15 protein-coding genes and 1 riboswitch are annotated in these 18,965 nt (G+C 46.1%); of the genes, 9 read left to right on the top strand and 6 right to left on the bottom strand.

Translation table 11 applies throughout. From position 1 onward, the window contains the following. The first annotated feature begins 236 nt into the window (after positions 1-236). A complete protein-coding gene (locus CF168_RS17600; RefSeq protein ID WP_089068495.1) occupies positions 237-1,487 on the top strand; it encodes a dicarboxylate/amino acid:cation symporter in 1,251 nt (416 codons plus the stop codon). Positions 1,488-1,549: 62 nt separating this feature from the next. On the opposite strand, the gene CF168_RS17595 is transcribed toward CF168_RS17600, so the two are convergent. Next, entirely contained in the window at positions 1,550-2,020 is a 471-nt protein-coding gene (locus tag CF168_RS17595) for a hypothetical protein (RefSeq protein WP_086901960.1), read from the bottom strand. Between the two features lie 407 nt (positions 2,021-2,427). Continuing rightward, positions 2,428-2,916: a TIGR00645 family protein gene (locus tag CF168_RS17590; protein WP_011621445.1), complete on the bottom strand. Its 489-nt coding sequence runs from the start codon at positions 2,914-2,916 to the stop codon at positions 2,428-2,430. A gap of 743 nt (positions 2,917-3,659) precedes the next feature. Between CF168_RS17590 and CF168_RS17585 the strand changes: the two genes are divergently transcribed. The 3 genes from CF168_RS17585 (at position 3,660) to CF168_RS17570 (ending at position 6,686) form a co-directional block, all read left to right on the top strand. Beyond that, the gene (locus tag CF168_RS17585; protein ID WP_089068494.1) at positions 3,660-4,229 is read left to right on the top strand and encodes a DUF7010 family protein; all 570 of its coding nucleotides are present in this window, start codon (positions 3,660-3,662) and stop codon (positions 4,227-4,229) included. Positions 4,230-4,744: 515 nt separating this feature from the next. Further along, positions 4,745-5,935 (top strand): AAA family ATPase, encoded by a 1,191-nt coding sequence (locus CF168_RS17575; protein ID WP_089068493.1) that lies wholly within the window; start codon positions 4,745-4,747, stop codon positions 5,933-5,935. Between the two features lies 1 nt (position 5,936). Next, positions 5,937-6,686: a hypothetical protein gene (locus tag CF168_RS17570; RefSeq protein WP_089068492.1), complete on the top strand. Its 750-nt coding sequence runs from the start codon at positions 5,937-5,939 to the stop codon at positions 6,684-6,686. Between the two features lie 429 nt (positions 6,687-7,115). On the opposite strand, the gene CF168_RS17565 is transcribed toward CF168_RS17570, so the two are convergent. Further along, the gene (locus tag CF168_RS17565) at positions 7,116-8,321 is read right to left on the bottom strand and encodes an IS256-like element ISSod5 family transposase (RefSeq protein ID WP_089066614.1); all 1,206 of its coding nucleotides are present in this window, start codon (positions 8,319-8,321) and stop codon (positions 7,116-7,118) included. Between the two features lie 309 nt (positions 8,322-8,630). After that, positions 8,631-9,623, bottom strand: a complete 993-nt coding sequence (locus CF168_RS17560; RefSeq protein WP_089068491.1) for a class 1 fructose-bisphosphatase — start codon at positions 9,621-9,623, stop codon at positions 8,631-8,633. A 296-nt stretch (positions 9,624-9,919) separates the two neighbouring features. Here CF168_RS17560 and CF168_RS17555 point away from each other — a divergent pair, with 296 nt between their 5' ends. After that, the gene (locus CF168_RS17555; protein WP_089068490.1) at positions 9,920-12,211 is read left to right on the top strand and encodes a S9 family peptidase; all 2,292 of its coding nucleotides are present in this window, start codon (positions 9,920-9,922) and stop codon (positions 12,209-12,211) included. A 333-nt stretch (positions 12,212-12,544) separates the two neighbouring features. Here the strand turns inward: CF168_RS17555 and arcA are convergent, their stop codons facing one another. Beyond that, complete coding sequence (gene arcA, locus CF168_RS17550) at positions 12,545-13,261, bottom strand: two-component system response regulator ArcA (RefSeq protein WP_007644695.1); 717 nt, start codon at positions 13,259-13,261, stop codon at positions 12,545-12,547. Positions 13,262-13,847: 586 nt separating this feature from the next. Between arcA and CF168_RS17545 the strand changes: the two genes are divergently transcribed. The 3 genes from CF168_RS17545 (at position 13,848) to CF168_RS17535 (ending at position 17,315) form a co-directional block, all read left to right on the top strand. Further along, entirely contained in the window at positions 13,848-14,282 is a 435-nt protein-coding gene (locus tag CF168_RS17545; RefSeq protein WP_089068489.1) for a DUF3293 domain-containing protein, read from the top strand. Between the two features lie 242 nt (positions 14,283-14,524). After that, positions 14,525-14,699, top strand: a riboswitch (Lysine riboswitch). 143 nt (positions 14,700-14,842) lie between these two features. After that, the gene (lysC, locus tag CF168_RS17540) at positions 14,843-16,198 is read left to right on the top strand and encodes a lysine-sensitive aspartokinase 3 (RefSeq protein ID WP_089068488.1); all 1,356 of its coding nucleotides are present in this window, start codon (positions 14,843-14,845) and stop codon (positions 16,196-16,198) included. 1 nt (position 16,199) lies between these two features. Then, positions 16,200-17,315, top strand: a complete 1,116-nt coding sequence (locus CF168_RS17535; protein WP_089068487.1) for a succinylglutamate desuccinylase/aspartoacylase family protein — start codon at positions 16,200-16,202, stop codon at positions 17,313-17,315. A 54-nt stretch (positions 17,316-17,369) separates the two neighbouring features. Here CF168_RS17535 and CF168_RS17530 read toward each other — a convergent pair whose 3' ends face one another. After that, complete coding sequence (locus CF168_RS17530; RefSeq protein ID WP_089068486.1) at positions 17,370-18,335, bottom strand: zinc transporter ZntB; 966 nt, start codon at positions 18,333-18,335, stop codon at positions 17,370-17,372. Between the two features lie 180 nt (positions 18,336-18,515). On the opposite strand from CF168_RS17530, the gene CF168_RS17525 reads away from it, so the two are divergent. Continuing rightward, a complete protein-coding gene (locus CF168_RS17525) occupies positions 18,516-18,890 on the top strand; it encodes a YacL family protein (RefSeq protein ID WP_086901968.1) in 375 nt (124 codons plus the stop codon). Positions 18,891-18,965: the final 75 nt, after the last annotated feature.

The following is an 18,965-nucleotide window of genomic DNA, read 5'->3' as shown; positions in this document are numbered from 1 at the left end:
ACTTGCATCTAGATAGCGTAATTATTAATCGATAATTTTATTTTTAATAAAAATCATATGAATACAAAATTTTTGTGATGGGTTTGGCTTAATTGAAAATGAAATAAGTAAATTTATTCATTGAATTTACAGCCAGCATGTTTCACTATCCCCGCCTGAACCGAAAAGGGAATGGCGATTTTGCTCATCAAGGAAGATGAAGAATAAAAGATGAGCTATTTGGGGAAACCATAAGCATGATTAAATCACTTTCGACACGGATCTTTATCGGTCTGTTTGCGGGACTTATTCTCGGCACCTTAGTGCAATATTTTCTAAACGATATTGGCTTCTTTTCTGGCAATTTAGTCGAACTGGCTGGCGGCGTCGGCACTATGTTCGTCAATATGATCATGATGCTGGTCGTGCCTCTGGTGTTTGTCAGTATCGTTTGCGGCGTGTGTGAGCTGCAGGACTTAAAAAGCTTTGGGCGCCTTGGCGGCAAAACCTTCGGCTTTTACATCGTTAATACCGTGGTCGCTATCTCAACCGCTCTGTTAGTGGTGCTATTGCTCGACCCTGGTAAAGGCGTCGATATGAGCAGCACCGATGGTGTGGCGATTACCGCGACCGAACTCCCCAGCTTAATGGCGCTGCTGATTGATATAGTGCCGCGCAACCCGGTGGCGGCTTTTATGTCGGGCAATATGCTGCAAGTGATCTTTATGGCGCTGATGCTCGGCGGGGTGATTAAATCCCTTGGCGAGCATGTGGCTGGCGCGGTACAAGGTTTTCAAACCGCCAATAAAATCATGATGAAACTGATTTCTGTGGTGATGAGCCTTGCGCCTTATGGCGTGTTTGCGCTGATGTTTAAGTTAGGCGCTACCTTAGATGCGGCAGTATTTATGAGTGTGCTCGAATATGTCGTGATCATTCTGGCGCTGTTATTACTGTGGATTTTTGTGGTCTATCCGCTGGCGGTGGGGTTCTTTACACCGATTTCGGCCAAGAGCTTTCGCGAGAAAACCCAAGAGCAAGTGCTGTTTTCCCTGTCTACTGCCAGCTCTAATGCCACGATTCCTGTGACTATGCGCACCCTAACCGAAAAGCTTGGGGTTAATCGCGCCGTTGCTGGTTTTGGTGTGCCGCTTGGGGCGACCATGAATATGGGCGGTGTGGCGATTTATATCACGATTGCGATTTTCTTTGTCGCCAATGCCTTCGGCATGCCAATCACCAGCGAGCAATTGCCATCGTTGCTGTTTAGTATCTTCCTGTTATCCGTTGGCGCGGGCGGTGTGCCCGGTGGCGGCATGGTGATGATTGGGGTATTAATCCATCAAATGGGCTTGCCGATTGAAGCCTTTGCGATTGTGGCCGCGCTGGATCGCATCATCGACATGGTGCTGACCTCCTGCAATGTGGTGGGGGATACGGCGGTGTTGACCATAGTCGACCAAACCGAAAAGACCCATCAAGTCGAGCTAGTCGATAGCGAGTCTTAAATCGCACAACTAAAAAAGCCACTGATTACAGTGGCTTTTTTGTATCAGGACGAGACATGCCCTTACTGGCTACACTTCTGTTTTAGCTGGCTGACCGCTTCACTAAATCCCACGGCCACTAAGGTTGAGCTAGTGTATTTGCTTGAGCGAAACGAAACGGCCTCAAGGCTTAGCTCTTGAGTTTGCAGCTGAGCTAACGCCTGCCACAGATCGTCGTCAGCCTTTGGCAAACTGGTAAAGTTCATCAAGGTCGCGGTGCCGCGAAATTTCACACTGTGCTGCTTGTCGCTGCGAATAATTAGCACGCTCGGATCGCTACCAAATGCAAAGGATTCACCCATAGTGACGTTTAAAATGGGTTGGGTTTCGCCAACGGAGCAGCTCAAGCTCAGCTTGAGGCCTTTATCAATAAAGTCGATGCTATGGCTTTTAGGGGCGGGCTCTGCGGTGTCTAAGCTTGTGGCTAAATCTTCCTTGGCATATGCGTAGCCTAAATGACTGACGAGCATGAGGGCCAGTAACTGTGTTTTCACTTTACTACCTTGTTAATTGTGCGGACGAATACAGGTGATGATTTGTGTTGCTACATTGTCAAAATGTTGGCGATTATAAAGAATATTGACGCATTTTAATAACCCTTTTGGGTTAATTGGTCTTGAATTTGATTCAAAAGGTTAGCCTTTGGTATCAAACGCCGTTTAGGTTGAAACTCGGGCTATTATCTCAAGCAATAATTTCAATTCAAACATGCACTTATGCAATGCCGACTAAATTAATACCAAAGTGCGAGGCACATTTTTTGTTCAGAAAATAAAAAAGCCACTATTATCAGTGGCTTGTTTTAATTTTTGGCTCTCGGCATTGTTTGGCAATGACTGGTTTAGTGACGCTTAGCACTCACTCTCAAACAGCAATGCCGCTTACGGGGCGACGTCGCTGTTTATTTACGAGTCATCTTATCCAAGTAGCCCATGGCAAAGGCCGACACCACGAAGGTGATATGGATAAGCAAGTACCACATGATTTTGTCGTTATCGATATTCTTCACATCCATAAAGATTTTCAGCAGGTGAATTGACGAAATCGCCACAATGGAGGCGGCCACTTTGTTTTTTAGTGAGCCCGAATCCAATTTACCCAACCAGCTGAGCTTCTCACTGTCTTCGCCGACATCCAGCTGCGAGACAAAATTCTCATAGCCAGAAAACATCACCATCACAATCAGACCGCCCACTAGGGTGATATCAATTAAGGACAGGGTGACCAGCACCAGATCCACTTCGGTCATCTCAAAAATAATCGGCAGAATATGGAAGATCTCCTGGAAGAATTTAATGCCTAAACCCAACAACACTAGACTCAGTCCCAAGTAGATGGGCGCCATAATCCAGCGTGATGCGTACATTAGCCTTTCAAATATTTTTTCCATATGGAGCAAATCCTTAGTGGTTAAAGCTTAATAATCGAATCTATGAAGCCAAAACAATAACATACTGGGTTAATGCCGCGCTATCGGCCAATCGCAAAGGCGTGAGGTATATGCAGGTTCGCCTGTATAGGCTGATATGTTTTGAACAACACTAGATTTGCGGTTTAGTGAATCAATTTAGTGGTTATCTAATGCGGCCTTATGGCCGAGGTAAGTCAAAGTCGTGGGTCTTCAACCAACATTTGATAATAGTGTTGGTTTGTTTTGTGTTTTAATTGGCCGGTTATCGGAGTGAGTATGTGAGTCATTGCGGCCTTACGGCCGAGGTGAATCAAAGTCGTGGGTCTTCAACCCACACCCGACCAAGGAGGACTGCTCGTCCTATCCTCCTTGGATGCTCCAAGACGCCCCTAGCGAAGTTACATGCATTGATTACTAGCCTTGGTCTTATGGATAAATTGCTATCGCTTCCGAAGGTAACGTCCTTGTACCTACGAAAGCTAGCCGGACATCCATGTCCGGACTCACGCAATTTATTCCAACGCCCCGCGGCAACTTCGCAGGGGAAGGTGAACTTCTGTTGCCTTGGTGTTAGCTGTTAGTCCAAAAGATTTGTGCCTGCCTATCTTTCCCCTCTCCTGTTTTTTGAATGACATTTGTCATCCGTATTTGCTGACAACTCACACTGCCGTGATTTAGCGGATGCAGGGATACTTAAGCCATACCAACAAGGAGGCTTAATCATGCAATATCAATCACTGGATCAACAACTTATCGAATACCGCCAAAAACGTGCTTTAGCTATGCCCTTATCTGGCATGATGGTCTGGGGGCTATTGTTTATCTTGAGTTTTATTCTGCCAGTATCGCAAATGGTGATGGCAACATTTATCGGCACGGGTTCTATTGTCTATCTTGCTATGGGAGTCTCGCGTCTCACCGGTGAGAATATCTCCTTTAAGAAAAGCACTGAGCGTAATTGGTTTGAGACAGTGTTTTTGGCTGCGATGGGGATGAGTTTTTTAACCTTTAGCATCAGTATTCCCCTTTTTATGGAAAACTATTTAGCCTTGCCCTTCGCCCTTGCTGTGCAAACAGGATTAATGTGGTTGGTTTTCGGCGTGTTAGCGGCGCAAAAGGTGGCGATTGTGCATGCAATAATGCGCACTGTGGCTTGCGTAGCTGCCTTTATGTTGTGGCCTGAGTTGAGTTTTCAGCTTCAACCTTTGATTGTGGTGGTGTGTTATGGGTTCTCGATTCCACTCATGGAACGTCGTTGGAAGATTCAGCAAAATCTTTGTGTTGCTAGTTAGTTGTTCGTCAGTTTAGCGGCCTTACGGCCGAGGTCGGCTAAAGTCGTGGGGCTTCACCCCACACCCGATAATAATGCTGGTTTGTTTGGCGTTTGAATTGGTAAGGTTATCGCTGTGGTTATATGAGTCTTGCGGCCTATCGGCCGAGGTAAATCAAAGTCGTGGGTCTTCACCCCACACCCGACCAAGAGGGGAAAAACGCCTGTTCCCCTTTTGGATATCCCCCGGCGTCCTCAACGGAGTTGAAGGCCCCTCGGGCATTAAGCGTCCTTATGCTATCGCGTCAGACGCTCGTCCCTGATTCAACTGACGCTATCTCGGCATCCATGCCTCGCTCACGCAACGACCGCAAATGCCCTGCGGCAACTACTCCGAGGGGAGGTGAACTTCTGTTGGAAGTGTCAGGGTAATTAAGCTATAAAGAACAGCACTTGCCACGTCATTCTAGTATTTTTGTTCTGAGTTTAGTGTATAATTTCATGTAAATTTCCATTGAATTCAATAGAGAAATAACTATGGGATATGTAAAAAAGATATCAATTAAAGGCTTTAAGTCGATTTTAGACCAAGATATCCAATTAGGTAAATTAAATGTTTTTATTGGTACTAATGGTGCTGGTAAAAGCAACCTACTCGAAGCAATTGCCATGTTGTCAGCCTCCATAGAAGGTGGAATTGATTATGAAAGGCTTTCTAGAAGAGGGGCTCGGTTATCATCCCCTCAAATTTTTAGAAGCGCATTTAGAAATAAAAACAGAAAAAATACATTCTCAATAGAAGCGTCAACAGATTCAATTACATATAAAATGAGTGTTAATGCTGTTGATGGCTTTTCATATAATGCCGAATCACTCAAAAGATTTGGGAAAATAGTCTGTGGAAGATCAAATAGTGGTGCAACTATTTTTGGAAGCAACTTAGGAAATAAAATTGATCGTGAAAAAAGTATAATACCTCTATACCAAACATTTAAAAGTGAAGTGGATGAATTATTCAATTTAGAAAACTTTTCGATTTATGCGCCATCAACGCCGATACTAAGAGGTTTTGCTTCTGATAATAGTAATAAGTCTCCGGTTGGCCTTTATGGGGGGCGATTAGCTGAGGCGCTTAGAGAAATAATTTCTGACGAATCTAAAAGAAATGAATTACAGCATTTTTTTAAATTATTAGATTGGTTTAAATCTGTAGGAACAACTGACAAACCAAGCTCTGAGTTAATTTCTGAACATGTTAGTTTAGGACGAAGAGTCGTAACATATAAAGATAAATTTATGAAGACTAACTTCAATGATCTATATGCTTATGACGTAAGTGAGGGGGCTTTGTATATTTTATTTGTATTAGTATTACTTGCACACAAAGATTCTCCTGATTTTTTTGCATTAGACAATGTAGATAGTGCACTAAATCCTGGCTTGGTTCGAAATTTAATGGTACACATATCGGAGTATATTGATCGCTACGATAAAAAACAGATTTTATTAACAACTCATAACCCAACAACACTAGATGCCCTAGATATTTTCAACCCCGAGCATCGTTTATTTGTTGTCAGCCGTGGTACTGATGGTCAAACACTGATAAACCCAATTTTACCACCTAAAGGAATGACGAAATCTGATTGGGAAAATCAATATTTTGGTTTGAAGTTATCAGAAATCTGGTTGTCTGGTGCACTGGGTGGCATAACTTTGGGTTTTTAATATGAAAGAAAAATATAAATATTTACTTGTCTGCGAAGGCCCTACGGATATAACTTTTTTAAAACACTTAATAAATAAACTTGGTGCAGATTTGGGGAAATCTGTAGAAGTAGTGGAGTTGGCACCTCAAAGAGATGCTACAACAGGCACTTGGCCAGCCCATGGATGGACAGAGGTTAGATCATGGTGCAAATCTTGGAAGATTAAAACTCAGGATGATTTGAGCAAAATTCAAAATCATTTTATTGAATTAGCTAAAAGACGTAATTGGAAAGCTCTCGTTGCGACTAGTGGTGCTGATGGCTTGATTATACAAATGGATACTGATATCGCTGAGCAAATTAGCGATTTACCAATTAAATTTACTGAAAGTGATGAAGAAAGAAGAAATTATTGCCAATCTGCTATTTATTTTTGGATAGGGGAGTCAGATGAAGTGGCTGATAAACCTTTTCTATTGTTACCAAGTTTTTCAATGGAAACATGGTTATTAGCGACACATGCTCCGGAAGTCAATGTGTTTGATGATTTAGCTAAGCCATTTAATTACGAGGAAATTATTGACTTAGAGCAAAGACTTGTTTCTATTGGGTACTCTTATAAAACAAAAAAAGGAATTAAAAAGTTAGCTAAAAAAGAGTCAGAATATATTGGTTATGCTGATAGGGTTCATGCGAATTTTATTGACGTAGCCACACGATGCAAAGAAGCTAATCATCTTCAGTCCTTCTTAATAGAAAAGTTAATTTGAAAGTGTTTCACATGGGATACACAAATCCTTCAAAGCTAAAATACTTTTAATAACTTTCTTTAGATGTTGTTAGATAAAAAGATATATTGGCATATACAACTATTTCTCGATTTACAACCAATACACTGACGACAGAAGTTCAATTTATTGCAGTATCAATTGTTAATTTTTAGAATGATGGAGTGTTGGTTAATAGTTCGCACTGTAGTGACAGGAATACACGCTCCCCTGCGAAGTTGCTGAAGGGCGTTGAAGGAAATCGCGTGAGCGAGGCATGGATGCCTCGCTAGCTTTCGGGCTCTCTGTTTAACATCAAGGGGATGTACCATCGGAAGCGATAGCAATTTATCCATAAGACCAAGGCCAGTCTTCTAATGCATGTAACTTCGCTAGGGGCGAGGCTGTTCATAATTCTGTGTCAGGTTAATTTCACAGATCGATATGGTTTTCTAAGCGCCCCTCAAAATGGATTGAGAGCTGTGATAGCGTCAAATTCCAATTTTGGATGGGGTGAGTCCAGCGCTCAGAGGCCTTCAATATACCCGCGTAAAGCAGCTTGAGTAAACTGTTCTCGTTAGCAAAACCACCTTTGGTTTTAGTTAACTTTCTGAATTGGCGATGCACGGCTTCAACCGCATTGGTGGTGTAGATGGCGGTCCGAACGTAGTCAGGGTATTTGAAATAAACCGATAGCAGTGCCCACTTGTTGCGCCATGACTTAATCACTACAGGGTATTTATCACCCCATTTTGTCTCCAGTTCATCCAGTGCCATCTCGGCCGCATTCAAGGTGGCAGCCTTATAAACACACTTTAAATCGGCCATGAAGGCTTTTTGGTGCTTGGACGCGACATACTTCATTGAGTTGCGAATTTGATGGATGACGCACAGCTGTACTTCCGTCTGTGGATATATGGTTTCAATCGCTTCAGGAAAGCCTTTAAGGCCATCCACACAGGCGATGAGGATGTCTTTCACCCCACGGTTATACAGGTCGGTTAGTACGCTTAACCAATGGTGAGCCCCTTCATTATCAGACAGATATAAGCCTAATAGCTCTTTCTTGCCTTCGACGTTAAGGGCCAGAATGGTGTAAACCGCCTTGCTGATAAAGCGACCATTCTCTTTGATTTTATAGTGAATCGCATCGAGCCATATGACGGGGTAAAGCGGCTCTAGCTCGCGTTCCCGCCATGCCTGAAGCTCAGGTAGTAACTTGTCAGTAATGGCGTTCACCGTGCCGTTGGACACCGACATGCCGTACATGTCTTCGATATGTGCACGAATATCTTGATAGCTGGTGCCTAATGAAAATAAGCCAATGATTTTACGCTCCATTTCATCGGTAAGCTGGGTTTGGTGCTTTTTGACTAATTGAGGCTCGAAGGTGCCCGCTCTGTCTCTGGGCGTGTTCAACTCAAAGTTACCAATGGGGCTTTTAACTGTTTTAGTGGTTTTACCGTTTTTACGATTAGCGCCTTCAGTGCTCGCCAAATGGCCATCCAACTCTGCGGCTAAGGCCGCTTCAGTGAGTTGCTTAATCAAAGGGGTTAAGATGCCATCCTTGCCGGTGAGGTCTTTACCTTCACGCAGCGCTTGAATGGCAGCATTGATATCAAAAGTAGGTGTGGTCATAAATCATCTCTTTTTGGTATAGCTTAAAGAAATGACACAGAAATTTGAACACTACCCTAGGGGCGTCTTGGAGCATCCAAGGAGGATAGGACGAGCAGTCCTCCTTGGTCGGGTGTGGGGTGAAGCCCCACGACTTTGATTTATCTCGGCCGTTAGGCCGCATAAACTCCAAATGTGAAACCCATCGCTAAAACTTTACTGATCCCTGATTTCGCAATCAAAACCCAAATGTCGCATTCAGCGACAACAAAAAAGCCACTGTGGTCAGTGGCTTTTATCATAAAAAAATCAAAGCTTAAGCGATTCGGCTTAGTCTAGACTGGGTTCTTCGCTGTAATCCAAACCATGGTAGCTTAGGCAAGCGTCCACTTCATTGGCGCTACCTAGGATAACCGCAACGCGTTGGTGAATTTGCGTCGGTTGAATATCCAAAATGGTTTCATAACCGGTAGAAGCTTTACCGTCGGCTTGCTCGACTAATAAAGCCATTGGGTTGGCTTCGTACATTAAACGCAGCTTGTATGGCTTTTTCGGATCTTTATTGTCGGTTGGGTAAGTAAAGATACCGCCGCGAGAAAGTACGCGGTGCACATCACCGACCATGGCGGCAATCCAGCGCATGTTGAAGGATTTTTCGCGCGGGCCAATTTTGCCTAGCAGTAAATCGGCGATATAGGTCTGCATTGGCGCTTCCCAAAAACGTTGGTTCGACATGTTAATGGCGAACTCTTGGGTGTCTGGGCTGATGCTCATGGCCGCGTTGGTCAGTAAAAATTCGTTGGTTTCTGGGTGCAGGGTAAAGAGTTGCACGCCTTGGCCTGTGGTGAGGGCGAGCATGGTTGATGGGCCGTAGAGCACATAACCTGCGGCTAACTGATTGCGGCCCGATTGCAAAAAGCTGGTTTCAGTCAACTCGCCAGCAGGGGCGGGAAGAACAGAGAAAATCGTGCCGACCAGCGAGTTGATATCGATATTCGATGAACCATCTAGAGGGTCGAAACACACCAGATATTGACCATTGGCGCTGACTTCCACCACATGATCTTCTTCCTCAGAGGCTAAGCCGCGCACTGTGCCGTCGGCTTTTAATGCATCTTTGAGCATATCGTTGGTGATGATATCCAGTTTCTTCTGGGTTTCACCTTGCACGTTTTCCTGTTCGGTCGCGCCTAACACGCCAGCTAAGGCACCGTGGCGCACGGCATGGCTGATGGCTTTGGAGGTGTCTGCTAAGGTCAAAATCAGTTGCGAGAGGGATTCGTTCACTGCCTTTGAGGTTAAGTGCTGGGCAAGAGTCTGCATGTTAGGTCCTTTAGGGGTTCAACATTGAGGTCAATTTCATTATTTGCCGCGAATAATAACTCAGTTAGTCGACAATTTCAGCGATGTTGCTGTGGGTTTTAATCAATTTAAGCCAAGAGGGTTATCCCTTTGTGTCAGACTGAGTGGGTTATCTTGAAAATTGAGCGAACTTAAGGAGTTTGCCAGCTAATTTGTATCTGTATATTGCCTGCGCTTTTTATTTAGGCTTTGCCTTGGCACAATGACGGCAGTTTTTGATCGCCACCTTAAGGCGAATGTGCTTCCAAGGAATAATAATGACTAAAAATGGGTTAGCTTCTTCCCTGCGCTCGGTGACATTGGGCGCCTCATCCCTACTGATAGCGAGTCAACTGGCCATGGTTTCTAGCGCGATATTGACCCCCGCCTATGCGCTTGAAGGCGGCACAACGCCGCTGACTATCGAGCGCATGAATGCTTCGCCTGCCTTGGCGGGCACGAGTCCCCGTGGATTAAAGTTATCCCCCGATGGTCAAAGAGTGACCTATCTTGCGGGACGTAAAGACAACCAGAACTTTTACGATCTCTGGCAGATGGACGTGAAGACGGGCGAATCTAGCCTGTTGCTAAACGCCGATAAGCTGGCGAGCAATGAGTTATCCGATGAAGAAAAGGCCCGCCGCGAGCGCCAACGTATTTATGGCGAAGGCATTATGGAATATTTCTGGGCGGACGATAGCAAGGCGCTGTTGATCCCTGCCTCGGGTAATCTGTATTACTTCTCCTTAGCGGATAACAGCGTCAGCCAACTGCCGATAGGCGAGGGCTTTGCCACCGATGCGCGCCTATCGCCCAAGGGCAATTTTGTGTCCTTCGTGCGGGACCAAAATCTGTATGTGCTCAATTTAGCGACTAAAAAGCTTGAGGCCATGACCACAGACGGTGGCGGCGCGATTAAAAATGCCATGGCGGAATTTGTCGCCCAGGAAGAAATGGATCGCATGACGGGTTACTGGTGGGCGCCCGATGAGTCGGCCATCGCCTTTACCCGTATCGATGAGTCTGGCGTTGAGTTAGTCACCCGTAATGAAATCTACGCCGATGGCATTAAGCTTACCGAGCAGCGTTATCCGGCGGCGGGTAAAAACAATGTCGAGATCCAACTGGGTGTTGTGACCCTTAATAATAAAGCCATCAATTGGGTCACCTTAAGCGATGATAAAAATAAGGATATTTACCTGCCTCGCGTCGATTGGTTACCCGACAGCAAGCATTTATCCTTCCAGTGGCAGAGCCGCGATCAACAAAAATTAGATCTGCAACTGGTGGCTCTCGATGCGCTGACCAAGCCGAAAACCTTAGTCAAAGAGCGCAGCGATGCTTGGGTAAATCTTAACAATGACCTGCACTTCTTAAAGCAGCAATCGGCGTTTATCTGGGCCTCGGAGCGTGACGGCTTTAATCATCTCTATTTGTTTGACCTAAAAGGTAAGCTGAAGACGCAACTGACCAAGGGCAATTGGGCAGTCGATGAGCTGGAATATATCGATGAAACCGCAGGCTGGGTGTATTTCACCGGCCGTAAAGATACCCCCATCGAAAAGTATCTCTACCGAGTGCCGTTAGCGGGTGGCAAGGTTGAGCGCGTGAGCAGCGAGGCGGGGATGCACAATCCGGTATTTGCCGATAGTCAAAGCGTGTATCTGGATTATTTCAATAGCTTATCTCAGCCGCCACAGATCAGTTTGCACGGCGATAAGGGCCAGCATTTGGCCTGGGTTGAGCAGAACCAAGTCAAAGCAGGTCATCCTCTGTATGACTATGCTGGCCTGTGGCAACTGCCTGAGTTTAAAGAGCTTAAAGCCGAAGATGGCCAAATCTTACAAACGCGCCTCTTTAAACCTGTGCCCTTCGATGCGAACAAAAAATACCCTGTGGTAGTACGCGTTTATGGCGGCCCACATGCGCAATTGGTAACCAATAGCTGGAGTGAGCAGGATTACTTTACCCAATACTTAGTGCAGCAAGGTTATGTGGTATTTCAACTGGATAACCGTGGCAGCGCCCACAGAGGCACTCAGTTCGAACAGGTAATTTACCGTCACTTGGGTGAGGCGGAAGTGAACGACCAAAAGGTTGGCGTCGATTATCTGCGCAGCCTTCCCTTTGTCGATAGCGATAATGTGGCGATTTATGGCCACAGTTACGGCGGTTATATGGCCTTGATGAGTCTGTTTAAGGCACCGGATTACTTTAAGGCGGCGATTTCGGGCGCGCCCGTCACCGATTGGCGCTTGTACGACACTCACTACACCGAGCGTTATCTTGCCCATCCCGCGAATAATGAACAAGGTTACGAATCCAGTAGCGTGTTCCCCTATGTGAAAAACTATCAGTCGGGGCTATTGATGTACCACGGTATGGCCGACGATAACGTGTTGTTTGAAAACAGTACTCGCGTGTATAAGGCGTTGCAGGACGAAGGCAAACTGTTCCAGATGATTGATTACCCTGGTTCTAAGCATTCGATGCGCGGTGAGAAAGTGCGTAATCACTTATATCGCTCGCTGGCGGATTTCCTCGATAGACAGCTTAAAAGCGGCAAATAACCCGCAGCAGGGCGCTGTTTAACCAAGCGTATGCAGTTAAACTAGCGCATGCAATTATCCAAGAGTGAGGCTAACACCTCACTCTTTTTTTACACTCGGTATTTGGCTAATACTTTAGCTACCACCTTAGCTAGCACCTGAGTTAAGGCTGTGGATAGCACTTGGTCAAGTGCTCCATTCCAATCGATGCGCTTAAGGTTTGTGATGGCTATTTAAGCTCGGTTATTCAAGTTTAGCGATTCAAGTAGCGGGGCAGAGGATTTGCCATATTGCAGAGATAAAAAAACCAGATCCGAGGATCTGGTTTTTTATTATTCAAACGGACTGAGAAGATTAGTCTTCTAAGTTACCGCAGAAACGGTAGCCTTCACCGTGGATAGTCGCGATGATTTCTGGCGTATCTGGCAAGCTTTCGAAGTGCTTACGGATACGACGGATAGTCACGTCAACAGTACGGTCGTGTGGCTTTAACTCACGGCCAGTCATCTTCATCAGCAGATCGGCACGAGTTAAGATTTTGCCTGGGTTTTCAACAAAGTGCAGCATAGCGCGGAATTCGCTACGTGGCAGTTTGTAAGATTCACCCTGTGGGCTCACCAGAGAACGGCTATTGATCTCTAGGCTCCAATCGTTGAAACGGTAGTATTCGACAGAGCTCTTTTCTTCGACTTCGTTACCAGCGCTATTCACACGAGTCAGAAGGTTGCGAGCACGAATCGTCAATTCACGTGGGTTGAACGGCTTGGTAATATAATCGTCCGCGCCAATTTCAAGTCCAAGGATTTTGTCGACTTCGTTGTCACGGCCTGTCAGGAAGATCAGACCGATGTTGTTGATTTCACGTAATTCACGCGCCAACAACAGACCGTTTTTACCTGGTAGGTTAATGTCCATAACCACTAGGTTAATTTTGTTTTCCTGCATAGCCTTATGCATTTCTGCGCCATCATTGGCCTCAGTTACCACATACCCTTCTGCCTCGAAAATACTTCTCAGCGTGTTACGGGTAACGGCTTCATCTTCAACGATCAGAATGTGCGGATTTTGCATATTAATTACCTAAATTTTAACCAATTTTATTCTAACCATAAGGACCGCTTACATCGGATCCTTATATTCATAAAATGTTGATACTTCCTCTAACTGCTCTGTGCTTCAAAGGAAAGATCTTTACGGCGACACATCAGGATGTATATAAAGTGCACGTTTAAAGTGTAATACGATAAAACGTAACCAGTATCAACTTCGATAAGCAATAGTTATAAATAGTTCCTTAACTATTGTTTTTTTTAAAATGTTTAAATGATAACTCAAATGTAGAACACATTTTAAAAGATGTCTGGCTAGCCTTGGGTGATTTCACAGAGGAATCTAACAAACCCTTGTCAAGATTAAGCAAACTTAATGTTATCTGCTCAACTAGCCAATGGCGTCATTGTACTCGTTTTAGGCATTTGTTAACAAATGAAATGTTAACAAATTTCTGGATGAGGCCCTGATTTACCATGATATTTACTTTAGTCATTGATTAGTATAACTAATGTATTTTTAATTCTTGTGACCTAGTTCACGCCTCTTTGGATTTTGGAGGCGCTCTGCTACACTAGCTCGGGTTCATTTTTCGACTAGACTACCAATGGACAACATGACTCAAGATTTGTGGCAGCATTACCAGAAGCCGTTGTTTTTGCTTACTCAAGCATTATCCTGTGATTTTTCCTTTGCTGTAATTACCGCCCATAATCCCGCTTCAACCCTCCTCAGTCCCAGCCAAAACCGCTTACTCGACCGCCAACTTCTCCGTGATATTGAATTAATCGGCAGCCCCTATCGTGCAATGGTGGGCGCATCGCCAGATTTATCCCATATGGAAAAGAGCTGGGCGGTGTTTGTCGATAGAAGCATGGCGCTGCAGTTGGGGAAAAAGTTCAATCAATACGCCATCTACATGGTGGAAAATGGCGAGGTGAGTTTAGTGCCTTGCACCATCACCGGGCATGATGAAGTGTGTTTAGGCCTGTTTAATGATCACGTGCGTTTGGTTTACGAACTGCCCGATCTAGCGACCTAACTCGCGCGAGTTTATTGCTATTTTTCTTATCCGGCTTTGCCCGTAAAGGGCAAGGCTAGGTCAGTTATTTTTTAATCCTGTTAATGCCTGCATGATACCTCGCCGCCATTTTTTGCTTTGGCTTTACCGCTAAATTGCTCATTGTTTTTAAAAGCGTTTATTGAATTTGTTTATGCGATGTGAAATTAGCATTGACTTCATTAGGGGTTTATTGCTACTTTTTTCGTCCCTTTCCGGCGGAAAGGAACAGAAGAGGAGCGTTAACTAGGTAGTCAGTCAGAGGAGCACAAACTCCAGCGATGATTGATGAGGGAGATTAACGCCGAGGCATAGATGTGGTTGCTGCATGTTTATGTCGGTCGCTTAGGCTGAATCCTAACGATTGTCACCTGTAATTGGTGGAGAGCTTCTGGTGACGATTGCTGTTTCCCTTCTTTTGGGGTGCGTATCATTGAGCACCAGGCTCTTCGAACGAAGTTGGTTCGGAGCGTAATCATGTTAGTTAATCAAGATCTTATCCTAGTTTGTGCCGTGTCTTCTGCTTCTGCGGAGGTACGATAATGTCTCTTGTTGTCGCAAAATTTGGTGGTACCTCAGTCGCCGATTACGGTGCAATGAATCGCTGCGCCGATATCGTACTGGGCAATCCCGATTGCCGTTTAGTAGTGGTTAGCGCCTCCAGTGGCGTGACTAACCTCTTGGTTGAACTTACTCAAGAGTCGATGAACGACGATGGTCGTTTACAGCGCTTAAAGCAAATCGCCCAAATTCAATACGCTATCTTAGATAAACTGGGTCGCCCCAACGATGTAGCTGCGGCATTGGATAAGCTGTTAAGCCGTATGGCAGTATTGAGCGAAGCGCTTGCATCCCAACGCAGCAAGGCCACCATGGATGAGTTATTGTCCCTTGGTGAGCAGTGTTCGTCGGCATTATTTGCGGCGGTATTGCGCGAAAAAGGCGCCAACTCGAGTGCCTTCGATGTGCGCCGTGTGCTGCGCACCGACAGTCATTTTGGCCGCGCCGAGCCACAGGTTGAGCAAATTGCGCTTCTATCACGTGAGCATTTACTGCCGTTGTTGTCTGAGCAAGTGATTGTGACTCAAGGCTTTATTGGTTCAGATGAGGCCGGACAAACCACCACGCTTGGCCGTGGCGGTAGCGACTATTCTGCGGCATTGTTAGCCGAAGCCTTAAAAGCCTCTGCGGTTGAGATTTGGACCGATGTGGCCGGGATTTACACGACCGATCCGCGCCTTGCGCCAAACGCCCATCCTATTGCCGAAATCAGTTTTAACGAAGCCGCCGAAATGGCGACTTTTGGTGCCAAAGTGCTGCACCCTGCGACGATCCTGCCTGCGGTGCGCCAACAAATTCAAGTGTTTGTCGGTTCGAGTAAGGAGCCTGAAAAGGGCGGCACTTGGATCCGTCATCAGGTTGAAGATGCGCCTGTGTTTCGTGCGGTTGCACTGCGCCGCGACCAAACGCTACTCAATTTACACAGCCTGCAAATGTTGCATGCACAGGGCTTCTTGGCTGAAACCTTTGCCACACTGGCAAGGCATAAGATCAGTGTGGATTTGATCACCACTTCAGAAGTTAACGTATCGCTGACCCTAGATAAAACCGGCTCTGATTCAAGCGGCCAAGGGCTGTTGAGCGAGGCGTTGCTGCAGGAATTATCACAGCATTGCCGTGTACGTGTTGAAGATGGTTTGGCACTGGTGGCGATTATCGGTAATCGCATTGCCACCACAGCCGGTATCTGCCGCCGGGTGTTTGAAGTACTTGAGCCCCACAATGTGCGCATGATCTGCCAAGGCGCCAGTCCGCATAACTTGTGCGTATTGGTAGCCGAATCAGAAGCGGCGCAAGTGGTTAAAGCACTGCACGAAAACCTGTTCGAAGGCGCGTAATATGCAACCGACTGCGTCGTATTTAACCATTGGGGAGCTTGCCGCAGGGCAAGCACTCACTCTGCCGATTTACCACTTCAAGCCAAGTGGTCATGCTTCTGGCCCTAAAGTGTATATTCAGGCCAATGTCCACGGCGCTGAGGTGCAGGGGAACGCGGTGATTTTCCAATTGATGAAGCAGCTTGAGCGCTGCGACATCTTAGGGGAAATTACCTTAGTGCCCTTGGCAAATCCGCTGGGGATAAATCAAAAGAGTGGTGAGTTTACGCTGGGGCGTTTTGACCCTATTACAGGGGCAAACTGGAACCGCGAGTACTTAAATCACTTGATTGATTTACCCACTTGGTACCGTGAACATGCCGAGCTTAGTGATAGCGAACTTATCCAAGCTTATCGCAGTACCTTAGTCGAAGCGTGTCAGCAGCGATTGCGCAACGAGTGGGGCGTGACCACGGGCCACAGATTAGCGGTTAACCTGCAGGCCATGGCCCACGAGGCGGATATAGTACTCGATCTGCATACTGGGCCTAAATCCTGTAAACACTTGTATTGCCCTGAATATGACCTTACGGCGGCGCAGTTTTTCTCGATTCCTTACACCTTAGTGATCCCCAATAGTTTTGGCGGTGCTATGGATGAAGCGGCATTTTGCCCTTGGTGGCAATTGAGTGAAGTCGCCAAAGCACAGGGGCGAGAACTTAAGATTGCCGTTTCGGCCTTTACCTTGGAACTGGCGAGCCAAGAACGCATTTGCCTTGAGGATGCTTTAGTCGATGCTCAGGGGATTTTGGCCTACTTGAGTCATCGTGGGGTGATCGCCGAGCGAGTCGCACCCGCAAAGATGCCACGTTTTGGCTGTTATCTTAAGGATTACAAAAAGTACCATGCCCCCATGGCAGGATTGGTGGAATATGTGGCGCCCGTGGGAGAGCCACTGGCGGCGGGTGAGACCTTAGTCAATCTGCTGCGGCTCGACTTATATGGCAGTGAGCAGGAGTTGACGGCGCTAAGCTTGCCGCAGGATTGTGTGCCCATACTCCATTTTGCCTCGGCGTCCGTGCATCAAGGCACTGAGCTTTATAAAGTCATGACAAATCTGTTTGAGTTGCCACAGTAACGGCAATGGGTAAAACGAAACGCCAATCATAAGATTGGCGTTTTTTATTCCAGTCTACAACCACTTAAAGCGATAGAAGAGTGCCATTTGCAGGGCGACCAGAGAGATAAGAATGCCGCAGAAGGTCGCAAAGGCCCAAGTGTTATCCGCACCGGGAATGCCGCCAATATTCACCCCTAGCAATCCGGTTAAAAAGCCTAGCGGTAAAAAGATCGCCGAGACTAAGGATAAGAAATACAAGCGCTTGTTTAGCTGCTCCGATTGTTGGCTGAGTAGCTCTTCCTGGGTCACATTGGCTCGGTCACGCAGGGCGTCTAAGTCTTCAATGGTGCGGATCAGCTTATCCGTGGTTTCGCGCATCTTGAGTCTTTCGGGCTCGTTAAACAGCACAAATTGTTCTGCGAGCATCTTGAGATAGGCTTCTTTCTGCGGGCCTAAGTAGCGGCGCAGTGCCACGGTTTGCCTGCGTAGCTCGGCGATATCAGTGCGTAAATCTTTCACATTGCCAGAGACCACTTGTTCTTCTAACTCAGATAGTTGCTCTTCGAGTGTGTCGATAAAATCCACTTTACGGGTGGTGAGTCTTTCACAAACGGCGACGATAAAGTCCCCCGTGGTGGTGGGGCCTGCGCCTTCCATGATGAGTTCGGCGACATCTTTGACTGAGAGCAGCTCGCGATCGCAGGTAGAGATAATCCGCTGTTTATCGGCATAAATACGTACCGCGACCATGTCTTCTGGGGCCGAATTAGGGTTTAAGTTAACCCCGCGCAGTGCTAGCAAGACGCCTTCGCCAGCCAGTACGGCCCGCGGGCGAGTATCCTGAGCGAGCAGGGCGTCGCTTTCGACTTTATTCAGGCCGCTATTTAACACCCAGTGACGGGCCTTTTTGTGGCGATAACGTAGGTGTATCCAGATCAGCCCATCATTGGGATCCCAGTTTTCAAGCTCTTCTGGGCTTAAGCTTGAACCCGCCTTCGCGCCGCTAAGCACTAAACTGTAGATAAATCCATCGTGCATATCGCATTCCATCTCTTGCTAAATCATGGACTCAAGCTAACTGATTTCGTTGTGAAAATGAAGTCTAGGCGACGTTTGTGCTGACAATTGCGACGGTTAGCGGGCCTAAATTGCTGGCCAAGCAACTTACGATGAAATAGATTAAAATTAGCCTTAGTTGTAATGCATTGAGAAGATAAAATGGAATATGAATTTCGGCGTAACAGTTTGACGGGCACTTATTTAGCCAGCTTTAGTATGGACCATGAAGTGCTGGGCCAATGGTTTTCGGAAGAGTTGGGGCCAGAGTTAGCCAAAATTCAACAAGTGCTCGATATTATCAAAGATATTCAAGCGGGTAAGCGTGATTCTTGGCGGTTAATCGGCGGCGATCTCACCCTAGATCTGGATGAAGAGCAGGCACGAATTTATGCCAATGCCTTAGGGTTTGAGCAGGAATATGAACTCGAAGAGGCAATGTCTCTCTACGATGCGGAATCGGAAGCCTATTGCGGTTTAGAAGACTTAGAGGAAGCATTGCTAAGTTGGTATGAGTTTGTGCAAAAAGGGCGATAATACCGATTTAATCTAAGCATAAAATAAAGGCAATCGATTGATTGCCTTTATTTTTTGAGCTTAGTGCTAAATCAC

It is taken from the genome of Shewanella bicestrii (assembly GCF_002216875.1).
Lineage (GTDB): Bacteria > Pseudomonadota > Gammaproteobacteria > Enterobacterales > Shewanellaceae > Shewanella > Shewanella seohaensis.
This window is presented reverse-complemented; position numbering and strand designations above follow the sequence as displayed.

Coding starts and splice junctions, on each gene's coding strand:
- CF168_RS17600 (WP_089068495.1), top strand. CDS start 237: ATGATTAAATCACTTTCGACACGGATCTTTATCGGTCTGTTTGCGGGA.
- CF168_RS17590 (WP_011621445.1), bottom strand. CDS start 2,916: ATGGAAAAAATATTTGAAAGGCTAATGTACGCATCACGCTGGATTATG.
- CF168_RS17585 (WP_089068494.1), top strand. CDS start 3,660: ATGCAATATCAATCACTGGATCAACAACTTATCGAATACCGCCAAAAA.
- CF168_RS17575 (WP_089068493.1), top strand. CDS start 4,745: ATGGGATATGTAAAAAAGATATCAATTAAAGGCTTTAAGTCGATTTTA.
- CF168_RS17570 (WP_089068492.1), top strand. CDS start 5,937: ATGAAAGAAAAATATAAATATTTACTTGTCTGCGAAGGCCCTACGGAT.
- CF168_RS17565 (WP_089066614.1), bottom strand. CDS start 8,321: ATGACCACACCTACTTTTGATATCAATGCTGCCATTCAAGCGCTGCGT.
- CF168_RS17560 (WP_089068491.1), bottom strand. CDS start 9,623: ATGCAGACTCTTGCCCAGCACTTAACCTCAAAGGCAGTGAACGAATCC.
- CF168_RS17555 (WP_089068490.1), top strand. CDS start 9,920: ATGACTAAAAATGGGTTAGCTTCTTCCCTGCGCTCGGTGACATTGGGC.
- arcA (WP_007644695.1), bottom strand. CDS start 13,261: ATGCAAAATCCGCACATTCTGATCGTTGAAGATGAAGCCGTTACCCGT.
- CF168_RS17545 (WP_089068489.1), top strand. CDS start 13,848: ATGGACAACATGACTCAAGATTTGTGGCAGCATTACCAGAAGCCGTTG.
- lysC (WP_089068488.1), top strand. CDS start 14,843: ATGTCTCTTGTTGTCGCAAAATTTGGTGGTACCTCAGTCGCCGATTAC.
- CF168_RS17535 (WP_089068487.1), top strand. CDS start 16,200: ATGCAACCGACTGCGTCGTATTTAACCATTGGGGAGCTTGCCGCAGGG.
- CF168_RS17530 (WP_089068486.1), bottom strand. CDS start 18,335: ATGCACGATGGATTTATCTACAGTTTAGTGCTTAGCGGCGCGAAGGCG.
- CF168_RS17525 (WP_086901968.1), top strand. CDS start 18,516: ATGGAATATGAATTTCGGCGTAACAGTTTGACGGGCACTTATTTAGCC.